Annotated in this window: 18 protein-coding genes; 9 read left to right on the top strand and 9 right to left on the bottom strand. The window is 69.4% G+C overall.

The genetic code is table 11. The features are described from left to right. The first annotated feature begins 77 nt into the window (after nucleotides 1-77). From DFJ65_RS10440 to DFJ65_RS10425, 4 genes are all read left to right on the top strand, one after another. Nucleotides 78-797, top strand: a complete 720-nt coding sequence (locus tag DFJ65_RS10440) for an ABC transporter ATP-binding protein (protein WP_115922970.1) — start codon at nucleotides 78-80, stop codon at nucleotides 795-797. Then, on the top strand, nucleotides 794-1,531 hold the full coding sequence (locus tag DFJ65_RS10435; RefSeq protein ID WP_115922969.1) for an ABC transporter permease: 738 nt from the start codon (nucleotides 794-796) through the stop codon (nucleotides 1,529-1,531). Before DFJ65_RS10440 ends, DFJ65_RS10435 begins: the two co-directional genes overlap by 4 nt. A gap of 37 nt (nucleotides 1,532-1,568) precedes the next feature. Next, nucleotides 1,569-2,513, top strand: coding sequence for a COX15/CtaA family protein (locus DFJ65_RS10430; protein WP_115922968.1), 945 nt, complete (start codon nucleotides 1,569-1,571; stop codon nucleotides 2,511-2,513). Nucleotides 2,514-2,658: 145 nt separating this feature from the next. After that, a complete protein-coding gene (locus DFJ65_RS10425) occupies nucleotides 2,659-3,666 on the top strand; it encodes a hypothetical protein (protein ID WP_147301373.1) in 1,008 nt (335 codons plus the stop codon). 22 nt (nucleotides 3,667-3,688) lie between these two features. Here the strand turns inward: DFJ65_RS10425 and DFJ65_RS10420 are convergent, their stop codons facing one another. Next, nucleotides 3,689-4,609 (bottom strand): heme o synthase, encoded by a 921-nt coding sequence (locus DFJ65_RS10420; RefSeq protein WP_245950422.1) that lies wholly within the window; start codon nucleotides 4,607-4,609, stop codon nucleotides 3,689-3,691. Nucleotides 4,610-5,019: 410 nt separating this feature from the next. Here DFJ65_RS10420 and tkt point away from each other — a divergent pair, with 410 nt between their 5' ends. The 5 genes from tkt (at nucleotide 5,020) to DFJ65_RS10395 (ending at nucleotide 12,491) form a co-directional block, all read left to right on the top strand. Further along, complete coding sequence (gene tkt, locus DFJ65_RS10415; protein WP_425452981.1) at nucleotides 5,020-7,227, top strand: transketolase; 2,208 nt, start codon at nucleotides 5,020-5,022, stop codon at nucleotides 7,225-7,227. Nucleotides 7,228-7,298: 71 nt separating this feature from the next. Further along, nucleotides 7,299-8,414 (top strand): transaldolase, encoded by a 1,116-nt coding sequence (tal, locus tag DFJ65_RS10410; protein WP_115922966.1) that lies wholly within the window; start codon nucleotides 7,299-7,301, stop codon nucleotides 8,412-8,414. Further along, nucleotides 8,411-10,027, top strand: coding sequence for a glucose-6-phosphate isomerase (locus tag DFJ65_RS10405; protein ID WP_115922965.1), 1,617 nt, complete (start codon nucleotides 8,411-8,413; stop codon nucleotides 10,025-10,027). The genes tal and DFJ65_RS10405 overlap by 4 nt, the downstream gene beginning before the upstream one ends. Further along, nucleotides 10,024-11,568, top strand: a complete 1,545-nt coding sequence (gene zwf / locus DFJ65_RS10400; protein ID WP_115922964.1) for a glucose-6-phosphate dehydrogenase — start codon at nucleotides 10,024-10,026, stop codon at nucleotides 11,566-11,568. The genes DFJ65_RS10405 and zwf overlap by 4 nt, the downstream gene beginning before the upstream one ends. Next, complete coding sequence (locus DFJ65_RS10395) at nucleotides 11,565-12,491, top strand: glucose-6-phosphate dehydrogenase assembly protein OpcA (protein WP_115922963.1); 927 nt, start codon at nucleotides 11,565-11,567, stop codon at nucleotides 12,489-12,491. Before zwf ends, DFJ65_RS10395 begins: the two co-directional genes overlap by 4 nt. Nucleotides 12,492-12,703: 212 nt before the next feature. Here DFJ65_RS10395 and DFJ65_RS10390 read toward each other — a convergent pair whose 3' ends face one another. From DFJ65_RS10390 to rapZ, 8 genes are all read right to left on the bottom strand, one after another. After that, nucleotides 12,704-13,054, bottom strand: a complete 351-nt coding sequence (locus DFJ65_RS10390) for an RNA polymerase-binding protein RbpA (protein ID WP_115922962.1) — start codon at nucleotides 13,052-13,054, stop codon at nucleotides 12,704-12,706. Nucleotides 13,055-13,082: 28 nt separating this feature from the next. Then, nucleotides 13,083-13,328 carry a preprotein translocase subunit SecG gene (gene secG, locus DFJ65_RS10385; RefSeq protein ID WP_115922961.1) on the bottom strand — a complete coding sequence of 82 codons (246 nt, stop codon included), beginning with the start codon at nucleotides 13,326-13,328 and terminating at the stop codon, nucleotides 13,083-13,085. Between the two features lie 192 nt (nucleotides 13,329-13,520). Further along, nucleotides 13,521-14,318 carry a triose-phosphate isomerase gene (tpiA, locus tag DFJ65_RS10380; RefSeq protein WP_115922960.1) on the bottom strand — a complete coding sequence of 266 codons (798 nt, stop codon included), beginning with the start codon at nucleotides 14,316-14,318 and terminating at the stop codon, nucleotides 13,521-13,523. A 39-nt stretch (nucleotides 14,319-14,357) separates the two neighbouring features. Next, on the bottom strand, nucleotides 14,358-15,557 hold the full coding sequence (locus DFJ65_RS10375) for a phosphoglycerate kinase (RefSeq protein WP_115922959.1): 1,200 nt from the start codon (nucleotides 15,555-15,557) through the stop codon (nucleotides 14,358-14,360). A 4-nt stretch (nucleotides 15,558-15,561) separates the two neighbouring features. Further along, on the bottom strand, nucleotides 15,562-16,566 hold the full coding sequence (gene gap, locus DFJ65_RS10370; protein ID WP_115922958.1) for a type I glyceraldehyde-3-phosphate dehydrogenase: 1,005 nt from the start codon (nucleotides 16,564-16,566) through the stop codon (nucleotides 15,562-15,564). A gap of 194 nt (nucleotides 16,567-16,760) precedes the next feature. Beyond that, nucleotides 16,761-17,744 carry a DNA-binding protein WhiA gene (whiA, locus tag DFJ65_RS10365; RefSeq protein WP_115922957.1) on the bottom strand — a complete coding sequence of 328 codons (984 nt, stop codon included), beginning with the start codon at nucleotides 17,742-17,744 and terminating at the stop codon, nucleotides 16,761-16,763. Nucleotides 17,745-17,841: 97 nt separating this feature from the next. Then, on the bottom strand, nucleotides 17,842-18,819 hold the full coding sequence (locus tag DFJ65_RS10360; protein ID WP_115922956.1) for a gluconeogenesis factor YvcK family protein: 978 nt from the start codon (nucleotides 18,817-18,819) through the stop codon (nucleotides 17,842-17,844). A 6-nt stretch (nucleotides 18,820-18,825) separates the two neighbouring features. Beyond that, entirely contained in the window at nucleotides 18,826-19,746 is a 921-nt protein-coding gene (gene rapZ, locus DFJ65_RS10355; protein ID WP_115922955.1) for an RNase adapter RapZ, read from the bottom strand. Nucleotides 19,747-19,749: the final 3 nt, after the last annotated feature.

Below are 19,749 nucleotides of genomic sequence, written 5' to 3'. Positions count from 1 at the left end.
GTGCCATCTCCCCACCCGACCGCGCGCCGTACGGGGCTGTCATCCGGTGGCCGCGAAGGCACCTAGAATGGTGCCTCGTGAAGTCCCCGGCCGTTGCGTTCGATCAGGTGACGCACCGGTACGGCGACAGAACCGCACTCGATGCGCTCACCTTCACCGCCGACGCCGGACGCGTCACCTGCGTGCTCGGCCCCAACGGCGCCGGCAAGACCACCGCGATGGAGTTGGCCGAGGGCCTCAAGCGTCCGCAGCAGGGCACGGTGTCGGTGCTCGGTCGTTCGCCGTGGCGTTCGCCCGACGATCACCGCGCCGCGGTCGGTGTGATGCTGCAGGACGGCGGACTGCCGGGGGCGGTGCGCGCCGAACGTTTCCTGCGCCATGTCGCCCGGTTGACCGACGGCCACCAACGGCTCGACGAACTCGCGGATCACCTTGACCTCCAAAGCTTCTGGGGCACTTCCGTGCGCCGCCTCTCGGGCGGCCAGCGGCAACGCGTCGCCCTCGCGGCGGCGCTGCTGGGCTCCCCCGCCGTCGCCTTCCTCGATGAGCCGACCGCCGGCCTCGACCCGCACGCCCGACTCGACGTCTGGGACCTCGTGCGTGCCGAGCGCGACCGCGGTTGCGCCGTCGTGGTCACCACGCACTCCTTCGAGGAGGCCGAGCGCATCGCCGACGAGATCGTGGTGATCGCCGGCGGACGGGTGCGCGCGGCCGGACCGCTGGCGGAGGTGGCCGGAACCGGCGGCCTCGAGGCCCGCTACTTCGAACTCACCCGCCGCAAAGGGGCCACCCGATGACCACCGCAGCCGAACGCGTCCGGTCGCAGGCGGGGTACGAGGCCCGCACGCTGCTCGCCAACGGCGAGCAACTGCTCGTCTCGCTCGTGCTGCCGGCGATGGCGCTGTTCGGGTTGCACCTGGCATCGGTGCCCGACCTCGGCCCACGTCGCATCGACGTCATCGTGCCGGGTGTGATCGCGCTGGCCGTGGTGTCGACGGCGTTCACCGGGCAGGCGATCGCGACCGGGTTCGACCGGCGGTACGGCGTGCTGCGCTTCCTCGGCACCACGCCGCTGGGTCGTTCCGGACTGCTCGCCGGCAAGGCGTTCGGTGTGCTCAGCGTCGTCGCCGTGCAGACGGTGGTGCTCGCCCTCATCGGGCTGGCCCTCGGATGGCGGCCGTCGGCGGTGGGGCTGCCGCTCGGGGTGCTCTTCGTGCTCCTGGGCACCTGGACCTGGGTGGCACTCGCCCTCGCGTTGGCGGGCGCGCTGCGCGCGGAAGCGGTGCTGGCCCTGGCCAACCTGGTGTGGGTCGTCGTCGCCGGACTCGGCGGCTTGCTGCTGCCCAGCGACAAACTCCCCGGTGCGATCGGCACGGTCGTGCACTGGTTGCCGTCCGGCACCCTCGGCGACGGCATGCGTTCGACCCTCACCGGCTCGCCGGGAGAAGCGCTGCTGCCGCTCGTGGTTCTGACGGCGTGGGGCGTCGCGGCGACCGCCCTCGCGCTGCGCACCTTCGACTGGTCCGACTGACCGCCGCACTTCCCGACAGCCACCACCCAAGGAAGACATGACCTCCGCCGACACCCTCGCCGCGCCCGACCGTTCGATCCTGCCGACGCTGTCGGCGCGGCCGCTGCCGAAGTGGTTGACGGCGCTGTTCTGGCTCAATCTCGCCTGCCAGGTCGGCATCGTGGTGACCGGGGGTCTGGTGCGACTGACCGGCTCGGGCCTGGGTTGCCCCGAATGGCCCCGCTGCACGACCGACTCGCTCACGCCCACGCGGCACCAGGAGCAGAGTTGGCACAAGTACATCGAGTTCGGCAACCGCACCCTCACCGGCGTGCTCAGCATCGTGGCGCTGGCGCTGCTCATCGGCATCATCGTCGGCGCGCCGCAGCGCAAGGGCCTGCGCCTGCCGACCGGCCTGGTGCTGGCCGGCATCGCACTGCAGGCGATCGTCGGTGGCATCACCGTGCTCACCGGGCTCAACCCCGCGATCGTCGCGGCGCACTTCCTCATCTCGATGCTGCTGGTCGCGGCGTCGGCTTGGCTGGTCTGGCGCGGCCGGGAGGGCGACTCCCCCGCCGAGCTCGTCGTGCGACCCGGCATCTGGCGGCTCGGTCAGGGCATCGCCGCGTTCACCGTCGTCGTGCTGTTGCTCGGCACCCTCGTCACCGGTTCGGGCCCGCACTCCGGCGACGCCGACGAGCCGGCCCGCCTCGGCCTCGACCCGCGCACGATCTCCTGGATCCACGCCGACGCGGTGATGCTGTTCATCGGTCTGGTCGTCGCGATGATCGTCGCCGTGCGCCTGACCGCCGCCGGCACCAACGCCCCGCGCGCCTGGACCGCCGTGCTCGTCGTCACGCTCGCGCAGGGCGTCATCGGTTACGTGCAGTACTTCACCGGCCTGCCCTGGCTGGTCGTGCTCCTGCACATGCTCGGTGCGTCGCTGCTGGTGGTCGCGGTCACCTGGGCGCTGCTGAGCCTGCGAGTGCGCGCCGACGCCTGACGCCCCTGTCTGGGCGAGAGTCCGTCGCGACCGGTCGTGCGTCGTCACGATTCGGCGTCATCGCTGTTCGCCACGCCCGTCCGCGCCCATACTCGATCCGGGTGATCCCCAACCGGTGAGCGCCCACGGGGAATGAGGGGCGCGCATGCGAAGTCGGATTTTCAGCGGTGCGGCACTGCTGTGCGTGGCCCTCAGCGGCTGCGGCACCGAACAGGCCGCCGGCCCCACAGGCGCCACCCCGACCGTCACGCCAACCACCGCGTCACCAACGACAACGCAGCCGACCAGCGAGCATCCCTCACCGACGAGCGTCCCGCTCGACGCCGACTCCCCCGCCCGACCCGTCTGCCCGAGCACGATCGGCACCTCGCCGACCCTGGTGCCGGCCAAGCCCACGATCGGCGGCACGACGGACGCGCTCGTGCCCGACCAGGTGCCGTCGTACGCGGTCGTGTGCAGCTACCCGGCCGGTTCGAACACCGAACAGACACCGACGGCGTCGAGCTATCGGCTGCAGAGTTCGGTGCAGGTGAAGTCGGGGTTGGAGGCGATTCCCGACGACCTGGGGCACCTCATGGCCGGTTCGGGCAAGAACCGTCCGTGCACTGCGATGGGCGGAGCCCAGACCCAGACGCTGCTCGGTCTGCAATACGCGCGCGGCGTCGTGTGGGTCGCCAACCTGGCCGAGCCCAACAACTGCTCCGCATCGAGCAACGGGGTCTTCACGACCCCCACCTCGCTCGGCCGGGAGTTCACCGACGCGGCCCGCACCGGCGTGTGGAAACTCACCACCCCGACGAACCCGTGCGCGGGAGGCAGCCCGGGCCGTGCGGGCGCGGACAAGCAGTTGGCGCCCGGCGACCCGACCGGCCTGGTCGTCTGCGTCGAATCGAAGGCGAAGCCGGTGCCGGTCGATCTGCAACACAGGCTGCAGGCCGCCTTCGGCAAGCTCGTCACGGCACCCTCCCAGATGTACGCCCAGTGCAGCGGGGCCGGCAAGACCGCCTACCTGGTGTTCGACTACGCGGTGGGCCCCAGGGTGTGGATCCAGGTGGCGCCGAGGTGCACGCCGCAGGTGCTGAGCGACGGTCTGCAGGCCGATTCGGCCGGCGAGGTGGTGCAACTCCTGGAGCAGGGCGGCTACCTGAGCTGACCGACGCCCAGCCGCGAGCAGATCAGCTGAGACCCGGGAGCGCGAGGTAGACCAGCGGGTCGATCGCGACGCCGAGGAAGACCAGCGTCAGGTAGCTGATCGAGTAGTGGAACAGCCGCATCGGCTTCAGCACCGAATAGGGCACGCCCTGCTTGGCGCGCCGCTGCAGTTTGTGCGCCTCGACGAGGAACAGCCCACCGGAGGCGACGGCGATGACGGTGTAGACCCATCCCATCGGCGCCACCGGCACCAGCACGAGCGTGGTCAACACCGTCACCCACGAGTAGATGACGATCTGCTTGGCCACCGCGGTGTCTTGGGCGACGACCGGGAGCATCGGCACGCCGGCATTGGCGTAGTCGTCGCGGAAGCGCATCGACAACGGCCAGTAGTGCGGCGGCGTCCAGAAGAACACGACCAGGAACAGCACGAGCGCCGACCACGACAAGGAGTTGGTGACGCTCGACCAACCGATGAGCACCGGCATGCAGCCGGCCACGCCGCCCCAGACGATGTTCTGGGAGGTGCGGCGCTTCAGCAGCATCGTGTAGAAGCCGACGTAGAGCACGATCGCGCCGACCGAGAGTGCCGCCGACAGCCAGTTGACCAGCAGCCCGAGCCACAGCGTCGAGGCGACGCCGAGCACGGTGGCGAAGATCAGCGCGTTGCGCGGCGAGATCGCGCCGGTGACCAGCGGTCGGCCCTCGGTGCGGTGCATCAGTTTGTCGATGTCGCGGTCGAGGTAGCAGTTGTAGGCGTTGGCCGAACCGGCCGACAACGATCCACCGACCAGGGTTGCCAGGATCAGCCAGACGTTGGGCACGCCCCGCTCGGCCAGGAACATCACCGGGAAGGTGGTGACCAGCAGCAGTTCGATGATGCGCGGCTTGGTCAACGCGAGGTAGTCGGAGAACACCTGACGCCGGGATCGATCGGTCGGCAGACCTTGCGACGTACGGCCTTCCGTACGCGGCTCGATCGAGGTCACGATGCTCCTTCGGCGGACGAGGTCGTGCCGCCTTCTCAGCTGGTTGTCAGTGGGCGCTGGGTGCGACCACAGCGTGGTCGGTGCACCCGGGGCGCACCGCTCATGAGTCTACGCGTTCGACAGCGGCCGCCGGTGCACGACCCACGGCCGCGACGACGTGGCACTCGATGTGGCACTCGATGTGGCACCGCCCACGTCGTCGCGGCCGCCGTGGCGCTGAGAACCGTCTCACACTCGGCGGGGGGCCCATCGCGAGTGGCTCGCGTGTGGCCTTTGTCGCGCGAGACGCGGGCAGCCACTGCCGTGCCGACGGGACTACGCTGCTTGAGGAATCTTCGTCTCCCATTTCTAAGGAGCCACTTCACGTGACCACGGACGCCTCCCCCATCGCCGGTCGTGACGACAGCCTGACCCTTCCGAAGGCCGACGCCGTCGGTTGGAGCGACCTGGACATCCGCGCGGTCGACACCGCGCGCATCCTCGCCGCCGACGCCGTCCAGAAGACCGGCAACGGCCACCCCGGCACCGCGATCAGCCTCGCCCCGGCGGCGTACCTGCTCTACCAGAACGTGATGACCCACGACCCGGCCGACCCGCACTGGCTGGGCCGCGACCGCTTCGTGCTGTCGGCCGGACACTCCAGCCTCACCCAGTACATCCAGCTGTACTTCAGCGGCTACGGCCTCGAACTCGAAGACCTCGAGGCGCTGCGTACCTGGGAGTCGGCCACCCCCGGCCACCCCGAGGTCACCCACACCACCGGTGTCGAGATCACCACCGGCCCACTCGGCTCGGGCATCGCCTCGGCGGTCGGCATGGCGATGGCGCAGCGCCGCCAGCGCGGCCTGCTCGACCCCGACGCCGCCGCAGGCGAGAGCCCGTTCGACCACCACATCTACGTGATCGCCGGCGACGGCTGCCTGATGGAAGGCGTGAGCGGCGAGGCGAGCTCGCTGGCCGGCACCCAGAAGCTGGGCAACCTCATCGCGATCTACGACCAGAACCAGATCTCGATCGAGGACGACACCGACGTGTCGTTCACCGAGGACGTCAAGGGCCGTTACGAGGCCTACGGCTGGGAGGTCATCGACGTGCCGTGGCGCAAGCACCACGGCACCACCGACCCGGAGTACCTCGAGGACGTCGACGCCCTTTACGCCGCACTGCAGAAGGCGAAGACCAGCACCGACAAGCCGACGCTGGTCATCCTCAACACGGTGATCGCGTGGCCCGCACCGTCCAAGCAGGGTTCGGGCAAGTCGCACGGCTCGGCGCTGGGCGACGAGGAGATCTCCGGCCTGAAGAAGCTGCTCGGCTTCGACGGCCGCAAGACCTTCGAGGTCACCGACGAGGTCATCGGGCACACCCGCGAGGTGAAGCAGCGCGGCAAGGATGCGCACGACGCCTGGAACACCAAGTACGAGGCCTGGCGCTCGGCCAACCCCGACGGCGCCAAGCTGCTCGACCGGCTCGTGGCGCGTGAGCTGCCTGAGGGTTTCGCCGAAGCGTTCCCGACCTTCGAGGCCGACGAGAAGGGCATCGCCACCCGCGCCGCATCGGGCAAGGTGCTCACGGCCCTCGCCGACGTGATGCCCGAGTTGTGGGGTGGCTCGGCCGACCTCGCCGAGTCGAACAACACCACGATGGGCGGGCAGCCGTCGTTCATCCCGAGCGACCGCCAGACCAAGGAGTGGTCGGGCGGTCCGTACGGCCGCACGCTCCACTTCGGTGTGCGTGAGTTCGCAATGGGGTTGGCGCTCAACGGCATTGCGCTCGAAGGCCTCACCCGTCCGTACGGCGGCACCTTCCTGGTGTTCTCCGACTACATGCGTCCGGCGGTGCGCCTGGCGGCCCTGCAGAACATCCCCGTCACCTTCGTGTGGACCCACGACTCGGTGGGTCTCGGCGAGGACGGCCCCACCCACCAGCCGATCGAGCACCTCGCCGCGCTGCGCGCGATTCCGATGCTCGACGTGGTGCGTCCGGCCGACGCCAACGAGACCGCGGTCGCGTGGCGCACGATCCTGGAGCACACCGACCACCCGGCCGGTCTCGCGCTCTCGCGCCAGGCGCTGCCGACGGTCGACCGCACGGAATACGCGTCCGCCGAGAACGTTGCAAAGGGTGCCTATGTTCTCGCCGACACGGAAGGAACCCCGGACGTGATCCTGATCGCCAGTGGGTCCGAGGTGCCGGTCGCGCTCGAAGCACGTAAGTCGTTGGCGGACAAGGGCGTTGCTGCCCGCGTCGTCTCGGCTCCGTGCCTGGAGTGGTTCGAGAAGCAGCCGAAGTCGTACCGCGACGAGGTGCTGCCCCCGGCCGTCAAGGCCCGGGTCAGCGTCGAAGCCGGAATCTCGATGCCGTGGCACCGCTACGTCGGTGACGCCGGACGCTGCGTCTCGATCGAGCACTTCGGCTCGTCCGCCGACGGTGCGCTTGTGCTGAAGAAGTTCGGCATCACCCCCGACCACGTCGTGGCCGCGGCGAACGAGTCGATCCAGGACGCCGCCGGCGACGCCACCCCCGGTGTCGACGTCGAGGTCCCGGTCTGGCCCCTGAGCAAGGCACACTGACCGCAACTCGGTCAGCCGCTGCGTAACCCAGAGATTTCAACTCCCCCATTCGATTCCCGAGAGGAAACGACATGACGAACAGCAACACCAAGGCTCTGTCCGAGGTCGGGGTCTCCATCTGGCTCGACGATCTCAACCGCACCATGCTCGAGCAGGGTGAGCTCACCGAGCTCGTCGAGGAGAAGTCGGTCGTGGGTGTCACCACGAACCCGACGATCTTCGCGACGGCCCTCAAGGACGGCGCCGCGTACGACGAGCAGGTGAAGGACCTCGCCGCTCAGGGCGCCGACGTCGACGAGGCGGTCTTCGAGATCACCACCACCGACGTCCGCAACGCCTGCGACCAGCTCAAGTCGGTCTACGACGCCAGCAACGGCCAGGACGGCCGCGTCTCGATCGAGGTCGACCCGCGTCTCGCCCGTGACACCGAGGGCACCACCGCCAGCGCCAAGAAGCTCTGGGGCACCGTCGACCGCGCCAACGCGATGATCAAGATCCCCGCGACGGTCGAGGGTCTGCCTGCGATCACCGCCACCCTGGCCGAGGGCATCAGCGTCAACGTGACGCTCATCTTCTCCATCGACCGCTACCGCCAGGTGATGAACGCCTACCTGGAGGGCCTGGAGCAGGCCAAGGCCAACGGCCACGACCTGTCGACCATCCGCTCGGTCGCCTCGTTCTTCGTCAGCCGCGTCGACACCGAGATCGACAAGCGTCTCGACGCCATCGGTTCCGACGACGCCGCAGCCCTGAAGGGCAAGGCGGGTGTCGCGAACGCGCGCCTGGCCTACCAGGCCTTCGAGGAGGTCTTCTCGACCCCGCGCTGGCAGTCGCTCGCCGACGACGGCGCCCACGTGCAGCGTCCGTTGTGGGCCTCCACCGGAGTGAAGAACCCGGAGTACAAGGACACGATGTACGTCGTCGACCTCGCGGTCGACAACACGGTCAACACGATGCCGCCGAAGACCCTCGATGCGGTCGCCGACCACGCCGAGGTTGCGGGCGACCAGGTCACCGGCAACTACGACAACGCGCGCGAGGTGCTCGCCCAGCTCGACGCCGCGGGTGTCGACTACAACGACGTCGTGAAGGTGCTCGAGGACGAAGGCGTCAGCAAGTTCGAGGACAGCTGGGGCGAACTTCTCGACTCCGTCAAGGGCGAGCTCGACAAGGCGGCCACCAAGTGAGCGACCTCCAGGTCACGGCCGGCGGCGCCGCCGCCCAGGCCGTGGAGCAGCACGTCGGCGACCTCGTCGCCGAGAAGTTCGCTTCGCGCCTGTTCGCACAGGACGCCACGCTGTGGGGCCCGGACGCGGAGTCCGAAGCAGCCAAGCGACTGTCCTGGGTCGGGCTCGGTGAGTCCTCTCGTCCGCTGGTCGAGCAGATCGAGAATCTGCGGAAGTCGTTGAACGACAAGGGTGTCGACCACGTCGTGCTGTGCGGCATGGGCGGCTCGTCGCTGGCGCCGGAGGTCATCTGCGCCACCGCGGGCGTGCCGATCACCGTGCTCGACAGTTCGCAGCCCGACATGGTGCGCGCCAGCCTCGAGGACCGCCTGGAGCAGACGGTCGTCGTGGTGTCGTCGAAGTCGGGTTCGACCGTCGAGACCGACTCCCAGCGGCGCGCGTACATCGACGCGTTCACCAAGGCCGGCATCGACCCGACCGAACGCATCGTGGTCGTCACCGACCCGGGCAGCCCGCTCGACGAGCAGTCGCGCAAGGACGGCTTCACGGTCATCAACGCCGACCCGAACGTCGGCGGCCGCTACTCGGCGCTCACGGCGTTCGGCCTGGTGCCGAGCGGGCTCGCCGGCACCGATGTGGCGGCGTTGCTCGACGAGGCGTCCGCTGCGGTGCAGGTGCTCGCGGCCGACGACGCGTCGAACCCCGGCCTGCAACTCGGCGCGGCCCTCGGCGGCACCTCCCCGTTGCGCGACAAGATCGTGCTCATCGATGCCGGCACCTCGGCCGTGGGCTTCGGCGACTGGGCCGAGCAGCTCATCGCCGAGAGCACCGGCAAGCTCGGTAAGGGCCTGCTGCCGGTCGTCGTCGGCGCGACGCCACCGTCGCCGCAGACCGCCGACGAGCTGTACGTCAACCTGGTCGCCGACTCGGGTTCGGCTGCGGCCGAGGGTGACTCGGTGTCCGTCGCCGGATCGCTCGGTGGTTCCTTCCTGCTCTGGGAGGTCGCCGTTGCGGCTGCCGGACGGCTCATCGGGATCAACCCGTTCGACCAGCCCGACGTCGAGTCGGCCAAGCAGGCCGCCCGCGATCTGCTCGATGCCGGAACCGGCTCCGACGACGCCCCGGCGTTCGTCGACGGTTCGATCGAGGTGCGTGCCGCCGGTGACTTCCTCGGTTCCGCCGGCACCGTCGGCGAGGCCCTGGCGGCGCTGTTCGCGCAGGTGCCCCAGGACGGCTATCTCACGGTGATGGCCTACCTCGACCGCATCGCGGAGCGGTCGCTGGCCGACCTGCGCGTGCCGATCGCCCGGTCGCTCGGTCGTCCGGTCACGTTCGGCTGGGGTCCGCGCTTCCTGCACTCCACCGGGCAGTACCACAAGGGCGGCCCGGCCAACGGGGTCTACCTGCAGATCACCACGGCACCGCGCGAAGACCTCGCGGTGCCCGGTCGCGACTTCACCTTCGGTGACTTCGTCGCGGCTCAGGCCGCCGGTGACGCGAAGGTGCTCGCCGACAAGGGTCGCCCCGTGCTGCGGCTGCACCTCGCAGACACCGAGGAAGCGCTGAGCGCGCTGACCCAGGCGTTGCGCGCGGCGACTTCGGGCGCCAAGTGAGCCCGGCCCGCGTCGCACGCGGGATCAACCCGCTGCGGGAGGCGGCCGACCGCCGCCTCCCGCGGATCGCGGGTCCGTGCAGCATGGTGATGTTCGGCGTCACCGGCGACCTCGCCCGCAAGAAGCTGCTCCCCGCGATCTACGACCTCTACAACCGCGGCCTGCTCTCCCCCAGCTTCTCCCTCGTCGGGTTCGCCCGGCGCGACTGGGAAGACCAGGACTTCGATCGAATCGTGAAGGAAGCAGTGCAGGCGGGTGCCCGCACCGGTTTCTCCGAAGACGTCTGGCGTGACATGAGCAAGGGCCTGCGCTTCGTGCCCGGCTCGTTCGACGACGACGAGGCCTTCGACGAACTCGCCCGCACGGTGAGCGAACTCGACGAGGAGCGCGGCACCGGGGGCAACCACGCCTTCTACCTGTCGATCCCGCCGGCCGCCTTCGGCACCGTGTGCCAGCAGTTGGAGCGCTCCGGGCTGTCGACGCCGCGGGCCGACACGTGGCGCCGTGTGGTCATCGAGAAGCCGTTCGGCCACGACCGCGACAGCGCCCGCGAACTCAACGACATCGTGGGTGCGGTCTTCCCCACCGACTCGGTCTTCCGGATCGACCACTACCTGGGCAAGGAGACGGTGCAGAACATCCTGGCGCTGCGCTTCGCCAACCAGCTGTTCGAGCCGGTCTGGAACAGCAACTACGTCGACCACGTGCAGATCACCATGGCCGAGGACATCGGCATCGGCGGCCGCGCGGGCTACTACGACGGCATCGGCGCCGCCCGCGACGTCATCCAGAACCACCTGCTCCAATTGCTCGCGATCACCGCTATGGAGCAACCGAACTCCTTCTCCGCCAAGGCTCTTCGCACCGAGAAGGAGAAGATTCTCGCGGCGGTGCGGTTGCCGTCCGACCTCGGTAAGCACACGGCCCGCGGGCAGTACACCGCCGGCTGGCAGGGCTCGGAGAAGGTCACCGGGTTCCTGGAGGAGGACGGCATCGCGCCCGACTCCAAGACCGAGACGTACGCCGCGATGAAGCTCGAGATCGCCACCCGCCGCTGGGCGGGGGTGCCGTTCTACCTGCGCACCGGCAAGCGGCTCGGCAAGCGGGTCACCGAGATCGCGGTCGTCTTCAAGCGAGCACCGCACCTTCCGTTCAACGAGACCTCCACCGAGGAACTCGGCCAGAACGCGATCGTGATCCGGGTGCAGCCCGACGAGGGCGTGACGATCAGGTTCGGGTCGAAGGTGCCCGGTGCGGGCTCGATGGAGTTGCGCGACGTCACGATGGACTTCGGTTACGGCACCGCGTTCACCGAGTCGAGCCCGGAGGCCTACGAGCGGCTCATCCTCGACGTGCTGCTCGGCGACCCGCCGCTGTTCCCGCGGCACGAGGAGGTCGACCTGTCCTGGCAGATCCTCGACCCGGTCGAACGCTACTGGGACCGCCACGGCAAGCCGGCGCCGTACGCCGCCGGCAGCTGGGGGCCGACCACCGCCGACACGATGCTGCGTCTCGACGGACGCGTCTGGAGGACCCCGTGATCGCCGATCTGCCCGACTGCACCACCCGCGACATCTCCAAGGCACTGGTGCGGCTGCGCTCCCAGGTCGGCGCCGTCACGCTCGGCCGGGTGATGACGCTCATCGTCGTCACCGACGAGGACAACGCCGACGCGGCCGTCGACGCTGCCGCGGAGGCGAGCCGGGAGCACCCGAGCCGCATCCTCGCGCTGGTGCGCGGCTCGGGCCGCACGGCCAGCCGACTCGACGCGCAGGTGCGGGTCGGCGGTGACGCCGGCGTGAGCGAACTGGTGGTCATGCGCAGCTTCGGCGAACTCGCGTCGCACGCCGGCAGCGTCGTCACACCGTTGCTGCTGCCCGACTCCGCGGTGGTCGCCTGGTGGCCGGGTGAGGGCGAGAAGGACCTCGCCGGCTCGTCGGTGGGCATGCTCGCCGGTCGACGCATCACCGACGTGTCGTTGGCTCCCGGCCCGCGGCGTGCGCTGCGGGTGCGCGCCGACAACTACTCCCCCGGTGACACCGACATGGCGTGGTCGCGCACCACCCGGTGGCGCGCCCTGCTGGCCACCGCACTCGACCAGATGCCGTTCGAGTCGGTGCAGTCGGTCACGGTCAAGGGTGCGTCCGACTCGGCCAGTGCCGACCTCATCGCCGCGTGGCTCGGGGTGCGGCTGCGCTGCCCGGTGGAACGCATCGACGGTCCGGCGGGAGTCGGGCTGATGAGCGTGCGGCTGGATCGGGCGAGCGGCCCGATCGTGCTCGAACGCGCCGCCGAGACCAGCCAGGCGACGCTGACCCAGCCGGGGCAGCAGCCGCGTCCGTTCCCGTTGCCGCGTCCGACCACCGCTCAGGCGCTGAGCGAGGAACTGCGGCACCTGGACAAGGACGAGGTCTACCGGCGGGCCCTCAAGCACCTCGACCTCGCCGGGGCGGCCCGCAAGTAGCCGGGCGGTCGCGGACGGGTTCCTGAGAGCCGCCGACGCGCAGCAACTCGTCGATGCAGTGGTCGCCCGCTGCGGGTCGCGACGAGGCGTTCATGTCCGTCACGATGTTCGCGGTGATCGGGCGCTGCTGACCGCTGCCTGCGTCCGGCGCTCGGACGGCAGAAGCAAACCAGCCCCGCCGAGCTCGGCGGGGCTGGTAGAAGTTCCTGCTGTTACTTGATGAGGCCGCGCTCGCGCAGCGCCCCCAGGGCTTCGTCGAGGATCACGGCACCCTCGGCGTCGGAGCGGCGCTCCTTCACGTAGGCGAGATGCGTCTTGTAGGGCTCGGCCTTCGGCGGAGCCGGCGGGTTGTCCTTGTCCTGGCCGGCCGGGAACCCGCAGCGCGGGCAGTCCCACTGCTCGGGGACGACCATGCCGGGCTCCTGCGCGAAGCTGGGCTTGGTCTCGTGCCCGTTGGAGCACCAGTACGACACGATGACGCGGGGTGCGGCCTCGCCGCGCTCCGCCTCGCCCATCGGACCGGCACCGACCCGGCTGCCCCGAATTGCGTTTCCACCTGCCACGACGTGACTCCTTCTCGTCCGATTCGATTCAGGCGCTGAAGCGCGCGATGAGACCCAGACCGACGATCGCGCCGATCCAGATGAGCCCGGCGATCACGGTGAGCCGGTTGAGGTTCTTCTCGGCGACCGACGAACCGCCCAGGTTGCTGCTGACGCCGCCACCGAACATGTCGGACAGACCGCCGCCCTTGCCTTTGTGCATCAGGATCAGCAGCACCAGGAAGAAGCTGCTGAGGACCACCAGCACCTGCAACGCGATCCGCATCGCATCCACGTCAGGAACTCACCTTCGTCGAAAACATCTTGTCCGCCACTTGCGGCCACCTCGGGTGGCGGCAACCCGTCCAACTTTACGGCATCGGCGTGGCAGCTCCGATTGCCCGGCCCGCGGGCGCGTCGGGCCATCTCCGTTGCCGAAAGGTGGATCGTCGTTGCCAGGACGACGACGATCCACCGTTGGACGCGGTCAGGAGCCGCCGTGGTGCTGCTTGTACCGGCAGATCGTCGCGAACTCGGTCGGGTCGATGCTGGCACCACCCACCAGCGCGCCGTCGACGTCCTGCTCGGCCATGATCGAGGCGACATTGCCCGACTTCACCGAACCGCCGTAGAGCACCCGCACCCCGTCGGCCAGCTTCTGGTCGTAGAGCGATGCCAGCTCGCCGCGGATCGCGCCGCAGACCTCCTGGGCATCGGCCGGGGTGGCCACCTCGCCGGTGCCGATCGCCCACACCGGCTCGTAGGCGATGACGATCGACTCGGCCTGCGTCGCGGGCAGGCCGTCGAGGGCGGCGCGCACCTGCGCGAGCACGAACTCGACCTGCTCGCCCGCCTTGCGGGTCTCCAACTTCTCGCCCACGCACAGGATCGGGGTGAGGTCGTTCTTGTAGGCAGCCTTCACCTTCGCGGCGACGACCTCGTCGGTCTCGGCGTGGTACTCGCGACGCTCGGAGTGTCCGACGACCACGTACTCGCAGCCCAGCTTGCGCAGGAACACGCCCGCGATGTCACCGGTGTAGGCGCCCTCGTCGTGCTGGCTGAGGTCTTGCGCGCCGAGCTTGAGCTTCAGCTTGTCGCCGTCGATGAGGGTCTGCACCGAACGCAGGGCGGTGAACGGCGGGATCACCGCGACCTCGACCTGGTCGAAGTCGTGCTTGCCGTCACGCAGCGTCCAGTCCAACTTCTGCACCAGGACGGTGCCCTGCTGGTGGTCGAGGTTCATCTTCCAGTTGCCGGCGATGAGGGGGGTGCGGGCGTCAGCCATGTCGAACTCCGTGGATCGTGCGTGGGTATGGGCCGGGCATCAGTTGTCGAGCACCGACAGACCGGGCAGTTCTTTGCCCTCGAGGTACTCGAGGCTGGCGCCGCCACCCGTGGAGATGTGGGTGAAGTCGTCGTCGGCGAAACCGAGCTGACGCACCGCGGCGGCGGAGTCGCCGCCGCCGATGACGGTCAGCGCGCCCTGCTTCGTGGCCTCCGCCACGGCCTCGGCGACCGCCTTGGTGCCGGCCGCATAGGGCTCCATCTCGAACGCACCCATCGGGCCGTTCCAGAAGACCGTCTTCGCCGCGCGCACGACCTCGGCGAACGCCCTGCCGGATTCCGGCCCGATGTCGAGGCCCATCCGGTCGGCGGGGATCGCGTCGGCGGCGACGACCTCGTGGTCGGCGTCGGCCGAGAACTCCGTGGCAGCCACGATGTCGGTCGGGAGCACGATCTCGACGCCCTTGGCCTTCGCCTCGTCGAGGTAACCCTTGACGGTGTCGATCTGGTCCTTCTCCAGCAGGCTCTTGCCGACCTCGTGCCCTTGGGCGGCGAGGAAGGTGAACACCATGCCGCCGCCGATGACGAGCTGGTCGGCGGTCTTCAGGAGGTTCTCGATCACACCGAGCTTGTCGCTGACCTTCGCGCCACCGAGCACCACCGCGTACGGGCGCTGCGGCTCGTCGGTGAGGCGCTTGAGCACCTCGACCTCGGCCTGCACCAGTCCGCCGGCGGCGTGCGGCAGCAGCTGGGCGATGTCGTAGACCGACGCCTGCGCGCGGTGCACGACACCGAAGCCGTCACTGACGAAAACGTCTGCCAGAGAAGCGAGTTCACTTGCGAACGCGGAACGCTCCGCGTCGTCCTTGCTGGTCTCCCCCGGGTTGAACCGGAGGTTCTCGAGCAACACGACCTCGCCGTCCTGCAACGCGGCGACCTTCTCCTTGGCCGACTCGCCGACGGTGTCGGACGCGAACGCCACCGGTTTGCCGATCAGTTCGCCCAGTCGCTGCGCTACCGGCGCGAGGGAGTACTTCTCCTCGGGCGCACCCTTGGGCCGCCCGAGGTGGGCGCACACGATGACCTGGGCGCCCTGCCCGGTCAGCTTCTCGATCGTCGGCACGGACGCGCGGATGCGTCCGTCGTCGGTGATCGTGCGGCCGTCGAGCGGGACGTTCAGGTCGCTGCGCAGCAGCACCTTCTTGCCCTTCAGGTCACCCAGGTCATCGATCGTGCGCATCGGCTCAGAGGTCCTTACCGACGAGCTTCACGAGGTCGACGAGGCGGTTGGAGTAACCCCACTCGTTGTCGTACCAACCAACGACCTTGACCAGGTTGCCGCTGACCTTGGTGAGGTCTGCGTCGAAGATGCAGGACGCCGGGTCGGTCTCGATGTCCTTGGAGACGATCGGGTCTTCGGTGTAGACCAGGTAGCCCTTGAGCGCGCCTTCGGCGGCCGACTTCACGGCGGCGTTGACCTCTTCGACCGTGACCTCCTTGGAGGCAACGAAGGTGAGGTCGGTGGCCGAACCGGTCGGGGTCGGCACGCGCATCGCGAAACCGTCGAGCTTGCCCTTGAGCTCCGGCAGCACCAGCGCCACGGCCTTCGCCGCGCCGGTGGTTGTCGGCACGACGTTCAGCGCGGCAGCGCGCGCACGGCGCAGGTCCTTGTGCGGGGCGTCCTGCAGGTTCTGGTCCTGGGTGTAGGCGTGGATGGTGGTCATCAGGCCGCGCTCGATGCCGATCGCGTCGTTGAGGGCCTTGGCCATCGGCGCGAGGCAGTTGGTGGTGCAGGACGCGTTGCTGATGATGTTGTGCGACTTCGCGTCGTACAAGCCGTCGTTGACGCCCATCACGATCGTGATGTCCTCGTTCTTGGCGGGCGCGGAGATGATGACCTTCTTCGCACCGGCGTCGATGTGGGCCTGGGCCTTGGTGGCGTCGGTGAAGAAGCCGGTCGACTCGACGACGACGTCGACGCCGAGGTCCTTCCACGGCAGCGCCGACGGGTCCTTCTCGGCGAACGCCTTGATCTGCTTGCCGTTGGCGGTGATCGACTCGTCGTCGTACGTGACCTCGCCGTCGAAGCGGCCGAGGATCGAGTCGTACTTGAGCAGGTGGGCCAGCGTCTGGTTGTCGGTCAGGTCGTTGACCGCCACCACCTCGACGTCGGCTCCGGAGGCCACGACGGCCCGGAAGAAGTTGCGGCCGATACGGCCAAAGCCATTGATTCCTACACGGACGGTCACGGTGAGCCATCCCTTCCTGGGAGTCTGTTTCCGAACATCGGACGTGGTCCCTACGAAGCATCACGGCGAGCCGAGAACCTCGCGGGGTGTCGCCACCGACCCTAGGGGATGACCGGCAAGTAACCGCACTCAGGTCGTCGAGATCTGGACATCCGGAACACGACCGGGTCAGCCGGTAGGTCGACGGGTGGGGCTCACTCCCCGTCGAGCATGTCCGGGGTCAGCCCGGCCTCGGTGCCGGGGATGCCGAGCTCCTCGGCCTTCTTGTCGGCCATCGCCAGCAGCCGCCGGATGCGGCCGGCCACGGCGTCCTTGGTCATCGTCGGCTGGGACAGCTGCCCGAGCTCTTCCAGGCTCGCCTGCTTGTGCTGCAGACGCAGTTGTCCGGCGTGCGCCAGGTGGTCGGGCACCTCGTCGCCGAGGATCTCCATCGCGCGCCCCACCCGCGCGCCCGCGGCGACCGCGGCACGGGCCGAACGGCGCAGGTTGGCGTCGTCGAAGTTGGCGAGCCGGTTGGCCGTCGCGCGCACCTCGCGCCGCATCCGGCGCTCCTCCCAGGACAGCACGCAGTCGTGAGCACCGAGCCGGGTGAGCAGTTGGCTGATCGCGTCGCCGTCGCGGATGACCACACGGTCGACGCCGCGCACCTCGCGCGCCTTGCTCGCGATGCCGAGCCGGCGGGCCGCACCGACGAGCGCCAAGGCGGCCTCCGGGCCCGGGCAGGTGACCTCCAGGGCCGACGAGCGGCCCGGCTCGGTGAGCGAACCGTGGGCGAGGAACGCACCGCGCCAGGCGGCCTCGGCGTCGCAGATCGACCCGTTGACCACCCGCGGCGGCAGGCCGCGAACGGGGCGGCCACGGCTGTCGATCAAGCCCGTCTGACGGGCCAGGGCCTCGCCGTCCTGGCTGACCCGCACGACGTAGCGGCTGGTGCGACGAATGCCACCGGCGCTCATCACGACGACCTCGGGCACCTGGCCGTAGAGGTCGGTGATGTCCTTGCGCAGGCGGCGTGCGGCGTTCGCGGTGTCGAGTTCGGCCTCGATGACGATGCGGCCACCGACGATGTGCAGACCACCGGCGAACCGCAGGATCGCGGACACCTCGGCCTTGCGGCAGCAGGTCTTGGCGACCGGCAGTCGGCTGAGTTCGTCCTTGACCGCGGATGTCATCGCCATGGCGGCAATCCTCTCACCGCCGCCGGTGCGTTCGTGGCGCCCGTGCGACGTGCTGGTTGATCCTGTGTGAACTGTGTGCGTCCGGAGGAAGTCGGGGTCAACCGACGATGTCGCGATACGCAGCAGCGAGCAAGAGTACGTCGTGAGTGCCCGGACGCTGCGGGTTGGCCACCGTTTTCAGCACGAGCTCGGCGCCGACCGACTCGGCCGCGCTGCGCAACTGCTGTTCCTGTCCGGCGACGGCGGACGCGTCGGCGAGCACGGTATCGAAGTGCAGTTCCGGGGCGTGCTCGACCATCACCTGCAGGTGGTCGGCCGCGGTGAATCCTTCGGTCTCGCCGCTGTTGACCACGTTGAGCGTCAGCAGACGCTTGGCGCGGGTCTGCACGAGCGCCTCGCGCAGGTCGGGCACCGCGAGGTGTGGCATCACCGAGGTGAACCACGAGCCAGGCCCCAGCACCACCCACTCCGCGTCGTGGATCGCGTCGACCGCCTCGCGGCAGGCCAACGGTGGGTCGGGCACGAGCCGGATCGACTGCACCCGACCGGGGGTGGTGGCCACCTGCGCCTGCCCGACGACCTCGCTCACGTCGTCGTCGCGGTCGGGGTGCACACCTGCCACCATCGCGCGGATCTGCAGCGGCTCCGTCGACATCGGCAGCACGCGTCCGCGGGCACCGAGCAGGCGCCCCACCAGGTCGAGACCGGCGACCGGGTCGCCGAGCAGATCCCACAGCGAGGCGATGATCAGGTTGCCGAGGGCGTGCCCGCCGAGCGGGCCGTCACCGGCGAAGCGGTGTTGCAGTGCGTCGGCCCACTGTTGCCCCCACTCGGTGGTGTCGCACAACGCCGCCAACGCCATCCGCAGGTCACCGGGCGGCAGGATGTCGAACTCCTCACGCAGCCGTCCGCTGGAGCCGCCGTCGTCGGCGACCGTGACGATCGCGGTGATCCGGTCGGTCACCAGTTGCAGCGCCTGCAGGGAGGCCGACAGGCCGTGGCCGCCGCCGAGCGCAGCGACGCGCGGACGCAGGTTGATCCCGGCGCCGACACCGGGGATGGGTGCTGGGGTCATCGAGGGTCACTCACGGCCGAGGTCGCGGTGCACGACGACCGCGCGGATGTCGGGGTCGGCGTCGAGTCGGCTGCGCAACGCCTCGGCCATTGCAACCGACCGGTGCTTGCCGCCGGTGCAGCCGAACGCGATCGTCGCGTAACTGCGTCCTTCACGCAGGTAGCCGCGCAGCACGGGTTCGAGCATGGCCTCGGCGCGGTCGAGAAACTCGGTCGCTCCGTCCTGGGACAGCACGAAGTCGGACACCACCTGGTCCTGGCCGGTGAACGGACGTAACTCCGGGTTCCAGAACGGGTTGGGCAGGAACCGCATGTCGAACACGATGTCGGCGTCGAGCGGGATGCCGTACTTGAACCCGAACGACAGCACCGCGACCCGGAGCGCGACCTGGTGGTCGCTCGGGCCGAGGAACTGACGCACCTTCGCACTCAACTGATGCACGTTGAGGCCGCTGGTGTCGATGATCACGTCGGCGTTGGCGCGCAATTCGCGCAGCACCTCACGCTCGGTCTGGATGCCGTCGAGCAGGCGTCCCTCCCCCTGCAACGGGTGCGGACGGCGCACCGACTCGAACCGTCGCACCAACGCCTCGTCGGTGGCGTCCATGAACAGCACCAGCGGCCGCCAGCCCTCGTCACGGAGCCGGTCGAGGCCGTCCCGGAAGTCGGTGAAGAAGGTGCGGGCCCGCACGTCGACGACCGCGGCCAACTTCATCGGCGCCTTCTCGGAACGGCCCGCGAGCAACTCGGCCATGGCCGACAACATCTGCGGCGGCAGGTTGTCGATGACGTACCACTGCGCGTCCTCGAGCACGTTGGCTGCACTCGTGCGGCCGGCGCCGCTCATCCCGGTGAGGATGAGCAACTCGTGCCCCGTGGGCCCTGTGGCTGGCTCGGACACGGCGGGGGTCTGACTCGGATCTGACATGCG

The sequence above is a fragment of the Calidifontibacter indicus genome (assembly GCF_003386865.1).
GTDB classification, from domain to species: Bacteria; Actinomycetota; Actinomycetes; order Actinomycetales; family Dermatophilaceae; genus Yimella; species Yimella indica.
The sequence above is the reverse complement of the archived record's forward strand: the minus strand, read 5'-3'. Positions and strand labels throughout refer to the sequence as shown.